This is a genomic window from Wolbachia endosymbiont of Drosophila tsacasi (assembly GCF_028982115.1).
GTDB lineage: Bacteria > Pseudomonadota > Alphaproteobacteria > Rickettsiales > Anaplasmataceae > Wolbachia > Wolbachia pipientis_B.
The window spans coordinates 1-18,364 of record NZ_JAPQLJ010000003.1; the positions used below are offsets into that span (position 1 = coordinate 1).

At 36.1% G+C, this 18,364-nt stretch carries 12 protein-coding genes and 1 tRNA gene; 2 read left to right on the forward strand and 11 right to left on the reverse strand.

The annotated features are described in order from the left end of the window. Positions 1 to 435 precede the first annotated feature (435 nt). Together purD and serS are read right to left on the reverse strand one after the other, a co-directional pair. Positions 436 to 1,707, reverse strand: coding sequence for a phosphoribosylamine--glycine ligase (gene purD / locus OZD70_RS00025; RefSeq protein WP_182183207.1), 1,272 nt, complete (start codon positions 1,705 to 1,707; stop codon positions 436 to 438). Positions 1,708 to 1,741: 34 nt separating this feature from the next. Further along, positions 1,742 to 3,019: a serine--tRNA ligase gene (serS, locus tag OZD70_RS00030; protein ID WP_275020035.1), complete on the reverse strand. Its 1,278-nt coding sequence runs from the start codon at positions 3,017 to 3,019 to the stop codon at positions 1,742 to 1,744. A 143-nt stretch (positions 3,020 to 3,162) separates the two neighbouring features. On the opposite strand from serS, the gene OZD70_RS00035 reads away from it, so the two are divergent. Together OZD70_RS00035 and dusB are read left to right on the forward strand one after the other, a co-directional pair. Then, entirely contained in the window at positions 3,163 to 4,464 is a 1,302-nt protein-coding gene (locus OZD70_RS00035; protein WP_275020024.1) for a hypothetical protein, read from the forward strand. Further along, positions 4,449 to 5,411 (forward strand): tRNA dihydrouridine synthase DusB, encoded by a 963-nt coding sequence (gene dusB / locus OZD70_RS00040; RefSeq protein WP_275020026.1) that lies wholly within the window; start codon positions 4,449 to 4,451, stop codon positions 5,409 to 5,411. The genes OZD70_RS00035 and dusB overlap by 16 nt, the downstream gene beginning before the upstream one ends. Positions 5,412 to 5,417: 6 nt before the next feature. On the opposite strand, the gene OZD70_RS00045 is transcribed toward dusB, so the two are convergent. From OZD70_RS00045 to tuf, 9 genes are all read right to left on the reverse strand, one after another. Then, positions 5,418 to 13,937 carry a DNA-directed RNA polymerase subunit beta/beta' gene (locus OZD70_RS00045; protein WP_275020028.1) on the reverse strand — a complete coding sequence of 2,840 codons (8,520 nt, stop codon included), beginning with the start codon at positions 13,935 to 13,937 and terminating at the stop codon, positions 5,418 to 5,420. 58 nt (positions 13,938 to 13,995) lie between these two features. Next, positions 13,996 to 14,397 carry a 50S ribosomal protein L7/L12 gene (rplL, locus tag OZD70_RS00050; RefSeq protein ID WP_275020029.1) on the reverse strand — a complete coding sequence of 134 codons (402 nt, stop codon included), beginning with the start codon at positions 14,395 to 14,397 and terminating at the stop codon, positions 13,996 to 13,998. A gap of 26 nt (positions 14,398 to 14,423) precedes the next feature. Then, complete coding sequence (gene rplJ, locus OZD70_RS00055; RefSeq protein WP_182183215.1) at positions 14,424 to 14,942, reverse strand: 50S ribosomal protein L10; 519 nt, start codon at positions 14,940 to 14,942, stop codon at positions 14,424 to 14,426. 12 nt (positions 14,943 to 14,954) lie between these two features. Continuing rightward, entirely contained in the window at positions 14,955 to 15,608 is a 654-nt protein-coding gene (gene rplA / locus OZD70_RS00060) for a 50S ribosomal protein L1 (RefSeq protein WP_182183217.1), read from the reverse strand. Positions 15,609 to 15,612: 4 nt separating this feature from the next. Continuing rightward, positions 15,613 to 16,053: a 50S ribosomal protein L11 gene (locus tag OZD70_RS00065; protein WP_275020031.1), complete on the reverse strand. Its 441-nt coding sequence runs from the start codon at positions 16,051 to 16,053 to the stop codon at positions 15,613 to 15,615. Between the two features lie 2 nt (positions 16,054 to 16,055). Then, positions 16,056 to 16,892, reverse strand: coding sequence for a transcription termination/antitermination protein NusG (gene nusG, locus OZD70_RS00070; RefSeq protein WP_338062922.1), 837 nt, complete (start codon positions 16,890 to 16,892; stop codon positions 16,056 to 16,058). Continuing rightward, positions 16,882 to 17,082 (reverse strand): preprotein translocase subunit SecE, encoded by a 201-nt coding sequence (secE, locus tag OZD70_RS00075; RefSeq protein WP_205517846.1) that lies wholly within the window; start codon positions 17,080 to 17,082, stop codon positions 16,882 to 16,884. The genes nusG and secE overlap by 11 nt, the downstream gene beginning before the upstream one ends. Before the next feature lie 19 nt (positions 17,083 to 17,101). After that, positions 17,102 to 17,174, reverse strand: a tRNA-Trp gene (locus OZD70_RS00080). A gap of 13 nt (positions 17,175 to 17,187) precedes the next feature. Continuing rightward, positions 17,188 to 18,360 (reverse strand): elongation factor Tu, encoded by a 1,173-nt coding sequence (gene tuf / locus OZD70_RS00085; protein ID WP_182183220.1) that lies wholly within the window; start codon positions 18,358 to 18,360, stop codon positions 17,188 to 17,190. Between the last annotated feature and the right edge of the window lie 4 nt (positions 18,361 to 18,364).

Sequence of the window (18,364 nt, forward strand, 5' to 3'; positions counted from 1 at the left end):
TGGAATGACAAGTTCGCGGCGGCATCCTCGTCATCCCGCCACGGTATCTCTAGATCCCGCTAACAAGTAGCGGGATGACGGTTGTCGTTTAGTTACAAACATTAAGAAACTTACCAAACAAAAAAAAGGCAAAAGAAACCCCGTGTTAGCTAGTTGTCACTCTCTAATCCTGCAAATTGGCGTACTATACTGTCTTAAACGACTTATAAGCGCGTTTCAGCTTGTGTAGGTAAAAACCTAGAAATATTGTGAAGACATAAGGTGCACATAGTGCAAAAAATTAAAAATAAGACGCCAACTACGTTGTTTTCTTGCTGTTTAATCTGCACAGATGAAGATAACTGAATACCTTCACTATCATGATAAGGGGGCTGGCGGGGTTTGTCAAGTAAGTTTTTTTGTTTCTGCGGACTACCTGCTAACCGATAGCTAACATTAACTACCAATATCGTATCTGAAGAAGCTCCCTGGCCATTCTAAAAAATTTAATGCTGAGTACACCTTACTTTTGGCTTCCTCTATAGTGCTCCCTTCTGCTACTATATTTAGCACTCTTCCGCCATCTGAAACCCAATTACCACTCTCATCTAATTTAGTACCAGCGTGAAATACCAATATACCAGGAATGCTTTCAATTTTATCTAATCCCTTAATTACTTCTCCCTTTTGATAATCACCAGGATAGCCTTTACTTGCAACAACTACACAAACTGTAGATTTGTTGTTAAGTTCCACCATTTTGACATCTAACTTTCCTTCTGCAGCTGACAACATCAATTTTAATAAATCGCAATTTGAATCAAATCTAGGTAATATAGATTGCGTTTCTGGATCACCAAATCTAACATTATACTCGAGAAGTTTTGGGCCATCTCTGCAAATCATTAAACCAGCAAAGAGTACTCCCTTATAAGGCGTACCCATGTTAACCAATGCTTGAGCTGTAGGGTGTATCATTTTTTGGATGATTTTTTGCTCCATGTCCTTACTTATAATTGAAGGTGATGAGTACGATCCCATACCCCCAGTATTTTGGCCTTCATTATTTTCATTCACTCTCTTATAATCTTTTGCGCACCCAAGAGTTACTACTTTCAGTCCATCAACAAGAGCAAAAAAGCTTACTTCTTCTCCAATTAAAAATTCTTCTATGATTATTTCTTCACCTGATTCACCAAATTCTTTCTCCACTAGCATTGAATCTATTGCTGAAAAAGCTTCGTTTTCTGTGTAACATATCATCACGCCTTTCCCTGCCGCAATTCCATTTGCTTTCACTACAAGTGGAAACTTTATTTTATTGCTACGTACAAAATCTTTAGCTAATCCTTCATCAACAAAACACTCGTACTTGGCAGTTGGTATGCCATATCGCTTGCATAGTCCTTTGGTGAAAGACTTTGATCCCTCAAGTTTTGCAGTTGCTTGACTCGGAGCAAAAACATTTATTCCCTCTGCAACTAAATCATCAGCAAGCCCATCAATTATTGGTTGTTCTGGACCAATAACAACCAACTCTATATTTTTTCTCTTGCAAAATTGTGTAACATCCACTGAATTTTGAATATTTACATCCACAAGAGTCCCAAGATCTTTCATAGCTTGGCGACCAGGAGTTACATATAACTCAGTCAAGATAGGAGATTTTTTTAGAGCCCAAAGTAGAGCGTGCTCACGTCCACCAGAACCTATAACCAGAACCTTCATCTTTATTTCCTCGCTTTTCTATATGTCAAAATTATTATTTGCTTATAACAGTATCATTACTCATGTATTTTTGCAACACGTTTGGTATTGCAATCGACCCGTCAGAATTTTGATAATTCTCTATTATGGCAACAATCGTTCTTCCTATAGCTAAAGCTGAGCCGTTTAAAGTGTGAACATATTTTTTTATCTTTTTATCAGCTTCTGAAGAGTATTTAGCATTCATCCTTCTTGCTTGAAATGCACCACAATTTGAGCAGCTTGATATTTCTCTATATTTATTTTGCTCAGGTAACCATACCTCTATGTCATAAGTCCTTTGTGCAGCAAAACCCATATCACCACTACACAGTAGCATTACTCTATACGGTAATTCTAGTTTTTTTAATATCTCTTCAACAACACTCGTCATGCGCTCAAGTTCATCATTTGATAGGTCTTCAGTTGTAATACTCACCAATTCCACTTTACCAAATTGGTGTTGCCTTATCATGCCTCTCGTGTCTCGCCCTGCGCTGCCTGCTTCTTTACGAAAACACTCTGAATACGCAGTAAAACGAATAGGCAGTTCTTTTTCCTCTACTATTTTATCAGCAACCAAATTTGTTAAAAACACTTCACTTGTGGGAATCAACCTCAATTTGTCGGTAGTTAAATACGAATCGTCAGAAAATTTCGGTAGCTGACCAACATTATACATAGCTTCGTTTTTCACCAAAGCTGGGTGGTACACTTCAGTATAGCCAAATTCATTAACATGCATTTCAAGCATAAAATTTATTAATGCTCGGCCAAGCCTAGCTAACTGTCCTTTTAATATCGCAAATCTTGATCCGGAAATTTTTGCCGCTTGTTCGAAGTCCATTAAACCTAATTTTTCTCCGAGTTCATAATGAGATTCTGGTACAAAATCAAACTGTCTTTTTCCTCCGTATCTTCTCACCTCTAAATTAGAGTTCTCATCTGCGCCTATTGGCACATCTTGCGCAGGAATATTCGGCAAATTAGATAAAACATTCACTAACTTATCCTTTTCTGCTTGTTCCTTTAAACTAATTGCCTCTATCTCATTCGTGATATCTTTTGACAACTCTATTTGCTCTTCACAAGGGCTCTTGCTCATTTTAAGCTTCTTTATTTCCTCTGTGATTTCATTACGCTGCCTATTTAAATCTTGCAATTTAGTGGTTAATGATCTTTTCTCGTGATCAATTTCTAATATCTCTTCCGCAGTAAATTCTCTAATTCCCCTGCTTTTCATTGCCTTTTCAAATCCTTCAGGGTTTTTGTGTATATATTCTATATCATGCATATATTGTGCTATTACTAACATTGTTACTGTACTTCAAAAGCTCTTAATATTCAATATTTTCTCATATTACTAAAATTATTATGTTTGATTTTATTGCTAGAATTTGTTAAAATTTAATTAACTTAGCGTTCATAGGATGTAGTATGTCAGGCATCACAAAAAAATATAATCAATTTAAAAAGAGCACTTACTTTGCTAGTGGAAAATTTGTTATCAGCGCTACTTGTATACTCCTAGTAGCCACACTCGCTGCTGGCTGCTTGGGGTTGATAATAGGATTCCCTCTATTGATCTTTCCACTTGCTATGCTCATCTCTAACCCCGTAGTTTGGGTTTTAATGGGAATAGTGCTTACAGTGACATACAAAATAGTCGTTGAGCCTTTATTTTACTTAGCTAAGGGTTATATTAATGGGAAAAGAGCAGGTCAAGGTGAGCAAAAAACTCAAGATGGAGATAGTGGTATTGTACCAGGCAGTGAACCCGATTCAAGGAACAGTAGTTGTAGAAGCTCTTTGGATAGTGGTTTGGGTGGTAAAGAGTTTCATGAAAATTTGGACACTCTTGTGCATCAGACAAATAGAGAGAATTACGCTTACTGGTTGCAGCAACATGATATTGCTCATATTGCAAGAATTAAATATAAGTATTCAGAAGGTTTTACGGATGGTGTATTCTTCTGTATCCTTGGTAATCTTGAAACCTCGAGTGAAAGGTTGAGAGAATATAAAAATAAAGCAGAACGAGAGAGCTCGAAAAGGATATTTACTTCAGTTATTAATTTGTGTGGTAATCATTGGGTAACGCTAGTTGTTGCATACAGCTTAGATAATAAACAATTTAGAGCTTATTATTGTGATTCTTTTAGTGCTGATTTACCAAGTCCTGGTAGTCAACGTAAGAAAGTAGAACTTGCAAATGAAATTAAAGAATTGGTCACACCTCTTACTGATCAAGCTAGTGAGTTAAATGCGCAAGGAAAAAAAGAAATGAGTAAAGATGTCAAAGAGACAGCACAAACGTGTCGGAACAAGAAAAATGAATTAATTAATGTCCCAATAAATACTGATAATATAGTGAGCGCACTGGAAGCAGTTTTGGAAATAGAGAACTGTAATATAAGAAGCTCCGGAACCAAACAACAAAGCGATGGACATAATTGTGGAATATTTGCATTGGAAAACGCTCATAGGATTACGCAAATGCTCAACAAAGGTAAATCATTTGATGAAATTGACAAAGAGTTATCAGAATATAAATTTGATTTGAATGGGAAAAGAAGAGAGTTTACAAAAGCGCTTATGGAAGATAAAAAATGGAAGGAAGATCTAGAGAGTGGGTTTTTATGTGAGCTTCCGCCAAGGACGAAGACATCTTCTACTTCAGAGGTGCAGCATGTAGTTCACAATGAAGAATTATCATTAACCTCATGCCCCTGCAAATAGGAAGTTTGACGATTGATTCTCCAGTAATCTTGGCGCCAATGTCTGGAGTGACTGATTATCCGTTTAGAAGTATTGTGAAGAAACTTGGTGCAAGTTTGTTAGTCTCAGAAATGATTGCAAGCAGAGCCATGATCATGCAAACTCGCCAGAGTCTACAAAAAGCAAAAGTTGATGAGCTAACTGCTGTTCAGCTTGCTGGATGCGAGCCGGATGTAATGGCAGAGGCTGCAAAACTAAATGAGGATATGGGTGCAAAAATAATAGATATAAATTTCGGTTGTCCTGTTAAAAAAGTTGTAAACGGTTATGCAGGATCAGCGCTAATGCGCGATGAAAAAAAGGCTGCTGAGATAATTGAAGCTGTAGTCAAAGCAGTGAATGTGCCAGTTACGGTGAAAATGCGCACTGGATGGAACGATGAAAATCGCAATGCACCGAGACTTGCGAAAATTGCCGAGGATTTAGGAGCAAAAATGATTATTGTGCATGGAAGGACAAGAGCACAGCTCTATAACGGTCAAGCAGATTGGAAATTCGTTAGAAATGTTAAAGAACAAGTGAAAATTCCAGTTATAGTAAATGGCGATATTAGAAACTTGAGTGATATTCAAAGTGCTCTTAAAGAATCCGGAGCAGACGGAGTGATGATAGGTCGTGGTGCTTACGGTAAACCTTGGCTGATTAATCAAGCAATGAATTTTCTGAATGGAAGCGAAACTTCTGAGCCAACAGCTTCAGAGAGATTAAGCATCATACTCGAGCATTACGACAATATTCTTGAGTACTATGGAAATGACACAGGAATAAAGATGGCCCGCAAACACATAGGTTGGTACAGTAGCGGGCTTCAAAGCTCATCTGAATTTCGTATGAGAGTAAATAACATGACAGATAGCACAGAAGTGAAAGAAAATATTATTGGCTTTTTTGGTCAAGAGACACACTAGCTGTACTCAATTCGACTGATCATAATGTGATGCTACCACGTTTTCTTCCTCACCAGAGTGTAAATGACAACCATTATCCATCAACCATTTTTCGTCATAAGTTTCAACATCAAAATATTTTTCATATTTATCTACATTATCACAAAGTGAAAGTGCTCTGATCTTATTCATGATCAAACCTGTACCAGCAGGAATTAATCTTCCTACTATAACATTTTCTTTTAATCCACTTAAAGGATCGCTCTTCCCGCAGAATGCTGCTTCTGTAAGTACTTTTGTTGTCTCTTGGAAAGAGGCAGCAGAAATAAAGGAGCTAGTTTCAAGACTTGCCCTAGTAATCCCCTGCAGAATAGGAAGATAATGAGCAGGCCGTTTGCCAGAGTTACTCATAGCATCATTTTCCCTATCAACTTCCAGCTTGTCAATGCTTTCGCCAACCAAGTACATAGTATCACCAGGATCAGTAATTTCCACTTTTTGTAGCATTTGTTTTAAGATCACCTCTAAATGCTTGTTATCTATACGAACACCCTGCAATCTATAAACTTGCTGTATTTCAGAAATCATATAGTGCGCTAAAGCTTCTAACCCAAGCACACGTAAAATATCATGGAGATCAGGGTCACCATCCATCAATAGATCACCTTTACGTACAAAATCACCTTCATTGACTATTACATGCTTACTTCTTGATACCAAATATTCAACTGGAGAAATTTGTTCATCTACAGGTTTAATTAATATACTGCGTTTTCCTCTACGGTCTTTTTCAGAAAACGCTACATAGCCATCTATCTCACTAACAATAGCATGCTCTTTAGAACGACGTGCTTCAAATAACTCTATAACCCTCGGTAAACCACCAGTAATATCACGAGTTTTAACTGACTCTCTTGGTGTTCTTGTAATAACATCACCTGCATGAACCTTCTGCCCATTTTGTACATTGAGCACTGCACCAATTGGTATAAAATAACATGCTTCAACGCCACTTGCGAGTGTCATTACTTCACCATTATCGTCAAGCAGCACAATACGAGGACGTAAACTAGCTCTACCAGAATGCAATTTCCAGTCTTTTACTACTTTGCTTGATATTCCTGTAGATTCATCCATCACTTCAGTGATCGAAATTCCATCTTTTAAGTCCTGATAAGACACTATACCAGTCTTCTCCGTGATAATAGGCAATGTATAAGGATCCCATTCCGCAACTTTATCGCCAAATTTTACTGACCCACTCTCATCCACATAAAGCTTAGCACCGTAAGGTACACTATGCTTCAACTTCTCACTACCAAGGCTATCAACCAACACGACTTCACAGGAACGGCTTATCACAATTTTATTTCCGTTTCTATCTATAATTATATTACTATTGTTTAACTTTATTTTAGCACTAATAGAAGCTATAATATTTGAGGATTCAACGCCTCTAGTCATTACCCCACCTATATGGAAAGTACGCATCGTTAACTGAGTACCTGGCTCTCCAACAGATTGAGCAGCTATAACACCAACTGCTTCACCTATTGAAACAATTTTACCAGTTGCAAGGTCTCTTCCATAACACAAAGAACACACACCAGGACTTATTTCACAAGTTAAAGGCGATCTAATTTTTACAGCATCAAGACCTGCAATGCTGATTTGCTTTACTTTATCCTCATCAATTAATTCCCCTGCTTTTACTAATAATTCTTTTGTCACTAGGTTATATATACCATTTGCAGATGTTCTACCCAGCACAACACTCTCTAGAGATGCAACTATAGTACTTCCTTCAACTGTAGCTCTCACAACAAGACCATTTTTTGTTTTACAGTCATGCTTTGTAACTATGCAATTTTGAGACACATCAACTAAACGACGAGTTAAGTATCCAGAGTTTGCAGTTTTAAGCGCAGTGTCAGCTAAACCTTTACGCGCACCATGAGTAGAATTAAAGTATTCAAATACGTTCAATCCTTCACGAAAATTAGAAATTATAGGTGTTTCTATAATCTCACCAGAAGGTTTGGTCATGAGCCCTCGCATTCCTGCTAGCTGTTTCATCTGTGAAGTAGAACCCCTTGCACCAGAGTTAACCATCATATACACTGAGTTGTACTTATTATTTCCATCATATATAGATATTGCTTTTAACATATCATTAGCTATCATATCCGTACACTTAGACCATTCATCTATAACCTTGTTATACCTCTCACTTCTAGTTATTAGCCCATCTTGATATTGCATAGAGAATTTCTTAATTTCACCCCTCGCGTGATCAACATGTGTAGCTTTAGTTTCAGGTATAACCATATCACAACGACCAAAAGAAACACCAGAAAATGTGGCATACTCAAAGCCAAGTACCATTAGTTTATCAGAAAATGCCACTGTAGCACTTTGACCACAGTTACGATATACTAAATCAACTATACCAGTTATTTCCTTGACTGTTAATATCTGATTTATTAGATCGAAGCCTAGATTCTCATGCTTAGGAAAAATTTGCCATAATATTAAACGGCCGGGAGTTGTACAAACAGTTTTATAGTGAGTTTCACCGCTGCTATTAATATACTCCATCCTATACTTTATACTAGAATGAATATGTAAAGTACCATCACTCAAAGAATGCTCAACTTCACAAAAAGCACCAAAAGATGGTAAATTGTCTTCCTTAGGTTCTTGTAAAGTCAGATAATATATGCCAAGTACTATATCTTTACTAGGAACTATAATCGGTCTGCCATTAGAAGGACTTAAAACGTTATTAGTGGACATCATTAACACCCTAGCTTCAAGCTGAGCTTCCAATGAAATTGGCACATGCACTGCCATTTGGTCACCATCAAAATCAGCATTAAACGCCGTACAAACAAGCGGATGAAGCTGTATTGCTTTGCCTTCAATAAGGATTGGTTCAAAAGCCTGAATACCAAGTCTATGTAGCGTAGGAGCTCTATTCAACAAAACAGGATGCTCTTTTATTACCTCTTCAAGCATATCCCAAACTTCTGGTTTTTCTGCTCTTATCAACTTACTAGCAAACTTAATAGTTGGAGCCATACCATACATCTTAAGCTTTGAGTAAACAAAAGGTTTGAATAGTTCAAGAGCCATTCTTTTTGGTAATCCACACTGATTTAGTTTCAAAGTTGGACCAACAACTATTACAGAACGTCCAGAGTAGTCTACTCTTTTTCCTAAGAGGTTCTGGCGAAAACGACCCTGTTTTCCTTTTAACATATCACTAATGGACTTTTTATATCCAACAGCACCAGCTTTGTTTACCAAAGTATTACGACGACTATTATCAAAAAGAGAATCAACTGCTTCTTGTAACATCCTTTTTTCATTACGAATCATAATCTCAGGAGGATTTAAGCTCAACAATTTCCTCAACCTGTTATTTCTATTAATAATAGTCCTATAATGATGATTCAGATCAGAAACTGCAGGACGACCACTTTCAAGCGATACCAAAGGACGCAAATCAGGTGGTAAAATAGGTATAGTTGTAAGTATCATCCACTCAGGCCTATTTCCAGATTTAATGAAATTTTCAATAATACGCAATCTCTTTATAATTTTCTTTCTTCTTATCTCAGAAGCAACAGACTCTAATTCTAGTCTTAAATCCTTCCTAATTTCATGTAAATCAAGGCGCGTTAGCAACTCTCTTATAGCTTCAACACCTTGCATAGCTACAAAACTATCGATCCCATAGCTATCTTTAGCTTCATTATAAGCTTTTTCACTCATAATCTCACTTTTTTCAAAAGGCGAAACAAGAGGATCTATCACGATATAATTATCGCTATATAAAATATTCTCAATATCTCTGAGAGACATATCCAATAATGCTCCAATTCTTGAAGGAAGCGATTTCAAAAACCATATATGAGCAACAGGAGATGCAAGCTCTATATGACCCATCCTTTCTCTTCTTACTTTAGAAGATGTAACTTCTACTCCGCATTTTTCACATATGCGACCTCTGTGTCTTCTTTTTTTGTATTTTCCACATAAACATTCATCGTCATTGACAGGGCCAAAAACCTTAGGGCAAAATAACCCACCTTTCTCAACTTTGAACGTACGATAATTTGCAGTTGAAACATCTTCTATCTCACCACAAGATATACGCTTAATACTTTCAGGGCTAGCAATCGATATGCTAACCTCATTAAAAGGTTGTGCAATGTTAGTGTGAGATATATCTTCAATCACTACATCATTTTGCTTTAAATCTACATTTAAACATAAAGAACGTAGTTCTTTTATCATCACATTAAAGGATTCAGGAATTCCACATTCAAAATTACTGTCACCTTTTATTATCGATTCGTAAATCTTAACTCTACCATTAATATCATCAGACTTCACAGTTAACATTTCCTGCAAAGTATAAGCAGCACCATAGGCTTGTAATGCCCAACATTCCATTTCACCAAAACGCTGACCACCAAAATGAGATTTTCCTCCTAGAGGTTGTTGAGTAACCAAACTATAAGGTCCTACTGAACGCGCATGAATTTTGCCATCAACCAAGTGATGCAACTTAAGCATGTACATGTAACCAACTGTAACCTTGCGGTCGAATTTTTCACCACTGCAACCGTCATATAATACAGCTTGTCCAGAGTTATCCAAACCAGCAAGTTCAAATAATTTTGCTATTTGTTCATCTTTTGGACCCTCAAATACAGGTGCAGCAACAGGAACGCCATCACGTAATTTACGTGCAAATTCAATGAGATTATTATCACTAATATTACGAATATCATTACAGATAGATACGTTACTACCATAGCTATAAACCTCAATCAGGAAATCACGTAAATTGCTGTATGAACTTTTACAAGAGTTCAAATAGTTCTCTACTAACGCATTCAACTCGTCATTTAGTGCATTCTTATTAGGTGTATTTAAAACAGAAGCCATTATTTCATCATCATCAATATTTTCAATTTTTTTGTTGTCAAGGTATGCTACTGCAAATTGTGTAAAATTATCATCGTTAAGGGACCTAATTCCCTTGCAAAAAGCACTTTTGATTTTATTGATCTCATCGAGAATATTACTTACCCTTTCTCCTAATTTTCTACAAGCCCAACCTACATGCGTTTCCAGTATTTGCCCTACATTCATTCGTGAAGGAACACCAAGAGGGTTAAGAATAATATCAACAGGAGTACCATCTTCCAAATAAGGCATATCTTCCACTGGCACAACTCGAGAGATCACACCTTTATTCCCATGTCTACCAGCCATTTTATCTCCTGGTTGCAGACTATGTTTCACAGCAATGAAAACTTTTACTGACATCGACACACCTTGAGGCAGGTCATAACCTTCATGTAATTTTTCTACTTTTCGCTTAAACTGTGCTATTGCATGTGATACTTTCTCATCAAAATCTTTTTTTAAGCTCTTAACTTGCTCAGAAATGGATTGGTTTTTTAATCCTATACCCCACCATTGCTCACGTTCAATAGAGTCAAAATTTTCTCGATCTTGAGAACCAGAATTAATAAGAAGTTTCTTCAGTTCATCATAGAAATATTCACTAGTAACATTGATTATATAATCTCGCTCTTCCTCAAAGTCATTTACCTCTTTTTGTTTGATGAGTAATGCCCTTTCATTTTCTTCAACCCTCCTGCGTGTAAAGACTTGTACATCAATTACTGTCCCTTCAACATCTGGAGATGTATATAAAGAGGAGTCCGCACAATCGAATGACTTTTCACCAAAAATTGTCATTAACAATTTCGTTTCAGGAGGCAATGAAAGAGAAGGTTTAGGTGTAACTTTACCTACCAGAATATAGCCTGGACCAACTCTTGTACCAATTTTCACTATACCACTATCATCCAAGTGATATAGATTTTCTTCATTAACACCAGGTATAGCACGAGTTATTTTTTCTGATCCTAAAGGGGTATCATGTACAACACAGTCAAATTCTTCTATATGAATAGAAGTAAAGAGATCTTTTTTAACAACTTCACTAGAAATAATAATAGAGTCTTCAAAATTATAACCTTGCCAAGACATAAAAGCGACTAGCAAATTTTTACCAAGCGCCAACTCACCACTGTTAATTGCAGGACCATCAGCTATTACATCACCCTTTTTAACATAATTACCTACGCACACTAGCGGTCTTTGATTAATACAAGTATTATGGTTAGAACGCTGAAATTTCCTTAGATGATAAATATCTACGTCCAAGTAGTTAACCCTTTCTTTATCAAAAGCACGTATAACTATAGAGTTACTATCAGAACTATCAACTATGCCATCGCGTTTTGCTAAAACTACAGCACCAGAGCCAGAAGCTACAAAAGATTCCATACCAGTAGCAACCAGAGGAGCGGTAGGCTTCAATAAAGGTACGGCCTGACGTTGCATATTTGAGCCCATTAATGCTCTATTAGCATCATCATTTTCTAAAAATGGAATCAAGGAAGCCGCAACTGATATTACCTGCTTAGGAGATACGTCAATGTAACTCACCTGATCACTACTTACCATAATGAAACTACCAGCATATCTACAGTATAGCATATCATCAACAAAGCAATTATTTTCATCGAGCTTTGCGCTGGTATCAGCTATATAATATAAACCTTCATCTATGGCAGACAGATACTCAATTTGATCAGTAACAACCCTATTAACTACTTTTCTATAAGGACTTTCAATGAAACCATATTTATTAATACGCGCGTATATAGCTAAACTGTTGATTAACCCTATATTTTGCCCTTCAGGAGTCTCAATAGGGCAAATTCTTCCATAATGAGTTGGATGAACATCACGCACTTCAAATCCTGCCCTTTCTCTTGTTAAACCGCCAGGACCTAACGCGGACAACCTTCTTTTATGTGTTATTTCAGATAACGGATTAGTCTGATCCATAAATTGAGATAATTGAGAAGAATTGAAAAAATCTCTTAAGACATTAGTTAACACTTTTGGATTAATAAAATCAGATGGAGAAACTTTATCTAAACTAGAAGTGGACATAGAATCAACTATTGCGCGTTCCAATTTCAACAACCCAGTTCTAAATTGATTTTCTATAAACTCTCCAACTGATCTTACTCTTCTGTTTCCTAAATGATCAATATCATCTACAGATCCTTGACCGTCACGTAACAATACTATTTTTTTTACAATTCCAATAATATCTTCATACGTTAAAACAGTTAAATCCTCATCATAATTTAATCCAAGGTAAGAGTTAAGCTTCAACCTACCAATGTTAGACAAATCATAATATTCCGGACTGAAGAAAAGATTACGGAAAAACTCCTCTACTATCTCTAAAACAGGAACTTCACCAGGACGCAAAACTCTATATATTTCATATAGCGCATCCTGATAAGACATGTTTTCGTCTAAGAAAAGCGTATTTAATATATAAGGTCCAACAGATACATTATCTATGTTCAATACTGATATTTCATCCACAGACAATAACTCAAGCTTCTTTATGTCTTCCAGCTTTATAGATTCACCAGCAGATAAAATTTTCGTAGAGCTAGCACTATCCATTAAATCTTCTGCCAGGAATAAACCACATATAGAATTAAAAGGAACCAGATACTCTTTCAATTCATTGTCATATAGCTTTTTAGCTAGTCTTGAGGTAATGCGAACGTTAGCTTTAAGCAGCACATTACCTTCAATATCCATTAAGTCGAAAGGCAACCTCACTCCTTTAAATTTATCAGGAACAAAAGGCACTTTCCAATCATCTTTATGTTTTACATACTTTATTTTCTCATAAAATCTATCGAGTATATCATTATTTGATAGACCTAACGCCTTTAACAAAACTGAGATTGGCAATTTTCTTTTTCTATCAACACGAAAATACAAATGGTCTTTAACATCAAATTCAATATCAAGCCAAGAACCCCTATAAGGAATAATTCTAGCAGAATAGATCAATTTACCAGAATTGTAAGTTTTTCCCTTATCGCTATCAAAAAATACACCAGGAGACCTATGCATTTGTGAGACAATAACTTTTTCTACACCATTAATGATGAAAGTACCCTTATCAGTCATCATAGGCAACCCACAAAAGTGGACTTCCTGCTCTTCTATAGATTTTACAACAGTTGCAAGTTTGGAATGATCTCCACTCTCTTTAATCGATTTATATTTATCAAGAGAAATACCATCCTGCATAACAACAAGACGTATAGAAGCAATAACCTGAGCAGAAAAAGTTATACCACGCTTTATACACTCAGATTCATCATACTTAGGATCATCTACCCTACAACTTATAAACTCAATAGTAGCCCTACGCAAAGGATCATTTATTGGAAAGATTGTATGAAAGATAACTTCAAGTCTTTCATTACCCTTATTCTTAGGAGCAAATGAATCATACGATTCTTTTTGAACCTTAACCAAATCCAATAAAGAATCTTTTAAATCAATCGACCTAGAATAAGAAACTCTAGGAACAAAAGCACCAGAAGCGTACATATAAGAAGAATCAACCATTAAAATACCCCAAACTAATTAAAAGAGCTATATCAATATAAAATTAATACATTAAATATTATTCAAGCTCCACTTTAGTTGCTCCTGCTTCAATAAGTTTTTGCTTGATTTTTTCTGCTTCGTCTTTAGGAACATTAGCAGTTAAATCTTTAGGTAAAGATTCAACTAACTCTTTTGCTTCTTTTAAACCCAATGTAGAATTAACTTCTCTCACAGCTTTAATAACTCCTATTTTTTTACTCGCATCAATTTCTTTAATCACAACTTTATACTCAGCTTTTTCTTGAGTAGCAGGAGCAGCAGCATTATCACTAATAGGTGCCCCAGCACCAACAGCCCCACCAAAAAAAGAACCAGCAGGCAACCCTATTTTCTCTTCTAGAACTTTTACAAGTTCAGAAGCCTCTAATAGGTTTAAAGATAATATTTTATTAACCAAATCACTTGTTACATTACTCATAATTACCACCTTACTTAACAACAAATTTATTTTTTAGAACTATAATAATCCAAAACTCTCATAAGCCTCATAGAAGATGAATTAATAGACAACGCCAATCGAGCAGGAATATCATAAGATATTAAACGCATAATTTTAACACGCAATTCATCCAGAGAAGGCAACTTAGCCAGTTTATTAACATCTTCCACTGTTAACAATTCATTTATATGAGCCGCGCAAATCACAGACATTTTTTCTTTGTTAGCATTAATAAAATCAACTATTAACTTTGCAGCTTCTACTATGCCACTAGAGTATATAATAGCAACAGAACCAGAAAATTTACCTGATAAATAAGAAAATTTACCAGTCCTTTCCAAAGCCAAGCGCGCTAGAGTGTTTTTAACTACTAATACCCCACCTGCTATAGACCTCAGACTATTCCTCAGAGTTAATGAATCATTAGCATTTATAGATTTAAAATTTACTAATATCAAGAAATCATTATTTACAAATACGTTTATTGTGCTCTGTATAAATTCATCCTTATTTTTACGCTTCACGGTATCACTCCCTTAAATTATATCTTCCACTTTGCTTATCTTATAAGCTTCACCCATGGTTGAATTTAAAAAAACACCCTTAAAGTAAATTCCTTTCGCAGAAATAGGTTTATTATCTTTAATTACTTTAAGAAAGGCTTTTAAATTTTCTAGCAAGTCATCAATATCAAATTTAATATTTCCTAATTTGCCATGAATAACACCATTTTTATCTGTTCTAAATTTTATCTGACCAGACTTAATGGTTTTAATAGCTTCTGCAATGTTAGAAGTCACAGTACCAAATTTAGGGTTAGGCATCAGCCCTTTAGCACCCAATACTTTTGCAATAGGAGTGATTTTTGCCATAAAATCAGGAGTAGTAATGCACCAATCAACATCTAATTTTCTACCTTTTTTTATTTCTTCAACTAAATCCTCTCCTCCTGCAATATCAGCACCAGCTTTTTCAGCTTCTAATAAATGTTTATCTTGAGCAAAAACAGCTACTTTAATATTCTTCCCGATACCTTTAGGCAAAACTACTGTACCACGCACCTGCTCTTCAGATTTACGTGAATCTACGCCTAAATTGACTGCAATATCAACTGATTCATTAAATTTTGCTGAAGCAGACTCAATAATCTTCTTCAAACACTGCTTAGGATTATCATTATATGTATTCATTTACCTAACCTTCCACAACTTCTATACCCATAGATTTTGCAGTGCCTACAACCATTTTCACTGCTGAATCTTCATTATCTACTTTCATATCAACCATCTTGCACTTTGCCACTTTAATTATAGCAGACATAGGTAATTTAGCCACTAATTCTTTACCAGGATTACCAGAACCTTTACTTAATTTAGCCTCCTGCTTAAGTAAACAAGCCACAGGTGGACCGCTGACAGTAAAATCATGAGAGCGATCATCCTTTATGGAAATTCGCACTGTTACTAAATCGCCTACTTTATAATTAGCGTTAGCAGCGTTAGTAACTTTATTAAAAGCTTCACAAAACTTAGGAACAGGTATACCACGTGGACCAAGTACTGAAGCAATTTTCGGTCCTGGAATTGCTTTCCCAGCTTCCATAAGTAAGTTAATCTTAGCAACTATAACACTCATAATTAATCCTCTATTTTCTCTATTTGAGCCAGATCAAGCTCTATTATTGTCGGCTTACCTAAAATTGATACTTCCACATTAATAATTTTTTTCTCATCGTTTACCATATTTACCTTACCAGTAAAATTTTGAAAAAGACCATCATTAATTTTCACTTTTTCACCTTTTTCATAACCATAACCTAATTTCTTTGTCTCTTGAGCATTATAAAGTGCATTACACATTGAGTGAATCTCATCGTCCAAAATCACCTTTGGAATATTACCATTTTTCAAAAACCCATAAACCTTAAGAGATTTTGGTATATTATTGATAAAATTCAATACTTCATCGCATAAATTCACGTATAAAAAGACATAACCAGGAAAGCATTTCCTTCGTGTAGCAATTTTCTTAGATTTCAACTCTACTTCACTTAGCTCTTCATATGGAATGAAAACTTCCTTAAAGTAACCATTAACACTCAATCTCATAGAATTTTCCAATATATGTTGGCGCACTTTCTCTTCACAATTGGAAGCAACTCTCAAGATATACCATTTATATCTATTAAATTCTTTACACTTTAAACTTATCTCATCATCTGAAATCATCTCAAAATCACCAGATTCACCACTGCAGAATCCAGGCGTTTGATTCAAAATATTTTTGCTTTCATCACATAGATGCATATATACATACACTTCACATAACTCTTTTATATCAGACTTTGAATTACATACCGTTTGATAAGGAATAAACACTTCCTTAAAATAAACAGCATTACTTACCAATTCACGTATATTTTGCTCATATCCATAATCAACTCTAATGATATACCATTTATATTCACATTCCATAAATAATTCCAAATAAAGCCTTAATTACGTAAAGAGACATAAAATCCACAAAACAGAAGAAAATCGAAAAGCATAATATAACAATCATCACAACAAATAGAGATGACAACACCTCCTGTTTCTTTACCCAAGCAATTCTTCGTATTTCTTGCTTTATATCATAGAAAAAAACACACAAACTTTTTAACATTTTCACCACAACATTAATGCAGGAGCGATAGGAATTGAACCTACAACCTCTGGTTTTGGAGACCAGCGCTCTACCAATTGAGCTACACTCCTATAACTCAAACTCTCACTCCAAAATCTCAGAAACAACACCAGAACCAACAGTTCTACCGCCTTCTCTTATCGCAAAACGCAATCCCTTATCCATTGCTATCGGTACTTGCAATTCTACTTCTACACTCACATTATCTCCTGGCATTACCATCTCCTTCCCATCTAGCAATTTTATGCTCCCAGTTACATCCGTTGTTCTTAAATAAAACTGTGGCTGGTAATTTGCAAAAAATGGTGTATGCCTTCCTCCTTCTTCTTTCTTTAATATATAAACCTCCGCCCTAAACTTTCTATGCGGCGTTATCGTCCCCGGTTTTGCTAATACTTGCCCTCTCTCCACTTCTTCTCTTTTTGTTCCTCTGAGCAATATTCCTACATTGAGTCCTGCACTCCCCTTATCCAGCAACTTCTTAAACATTTCTACACCTGTGCATATCGTCTTTTGCGTCGCTTTCAGACCTATTATCTCTATCTCTTCTCCCGTCTTTATCTCCCCCTTCTCTATCCTTCCTGTTACCACCGTTCCTCGCCCCGATATCGAAAATACATCCTCGATTGGCAATAGAAATGGTAAATCCACAGGCCTTGGTGGGACCGCCACATATTCATCTAACTTTCCCATCAATTTATCTATTGATTTCTTTCCATATTCGCTGCTGTCATCCTCCAGCGCTTTCAATGCAGACCCCACTACCACAGGCACTTCATTCCCTGGAAATCCGTATTTATTCAGCAATTCCCTCACTTCCATTTCTACCAAATCTATCATATCAGCATCAGCAACATCAGCTTTATTTATATACACCACGATATATCCAACACCTACCTGCTTCGCTAGCAATATATGCTCTCTCGTTTGTGGCATTGGCCCATCAACCCCCGACACTACCAATATTGCCGCATCCATCTGTGCTGCACCTACTATCATGTTCTTTACATAGTCAGCATGTCCAGGACAATCAACGTGTGCATAATGCCTTTTTTCCGTCTGATACTCAACATGCGCTGTTGCTATCGTTATCCCCCTCTTCCTTTCTTCTGGCGCTTTATCTATCTGATCGTACGCTACAAAATTTCCATAATGCTTTGTTATTGCCGCTGTTAACGTTGTCTTCCCATGATCCACATGGCCTATTGTTCCCACATTTACATGCGGCTTTCCAAATGCTTCCACTACTGCTGTCATAATT

Coding starts and splice junctions, on each gene's coding strand:
- serS (WP_275020035.1), bottom strand. CDS start 3,019: ATGCATGATATAGAATATATACACAAAAACCCTGAAGGATTTGAAAAG.
- nusG (WP_338062922.1), bottom strand. CDS start 16,892: ATGGAATGTGAATATAAATGGTATATCATTAGAGTTGATTATGGATAT.
- OZD70_RS00045 (WP_275020028.1), bottom strand. CDS start 13,937: ATGGTTGATTCTTCTTATATGTACGCTTCTGGTGCTTTTGTTCCTAGA.
- purD (WP_182183207.1), bottom strand. CDS start 1,707: ATGAAGGTTCTGGTTATAGGTTCTGGTGGACGTGAGCACGCTCTACTT.
- rplA (WP_182183217.1), bottom strand. CDS start 15,608: ATGAATACATATAATGATAATCCTAAGCAGTGTTTGAAGAAGATTATT.
- rplL (WP_275020029.1), bottom strand. CDS start 14,397: ATGAGTAATGTAACAAGTGATTTGGTTAATAAAATATTATCTTTAAAC.
- OZD70_RS00065 (WP_275020031.1), bottom strand. CDS start 16,053: ATGAGTGTTATAGTTGCTAAGATTAACTTACTTATGGAAGCTGGGAAA.
- secE (WP_205517846.1), bottom strand. CDS start 17,082: ATGTTAAAAAGTTTGTGTGTTTTTTTCTATGATATAAAGCAAGAAATA.
- OZD70_RS00035 (WP_275020024.1), top strand. CDS start 3,163: ATGTCAGGCATCACAAAAAAATATAATCAATTTAAAAAGAGCACTTAC.
- tuf (WP_182183220.1), bottom strand. CDS start 18,360: ATGACAGCAGTAGTGGAAGCATTTGGAAAGCCGCATGTAAATGTGGGA.
- dusB (WP_275020026.1), top strand. CDS start 4,449: ATGCCCCTGCAAATAGGAAGTTTGACGATTGATTCTCCAGTAATCTTG.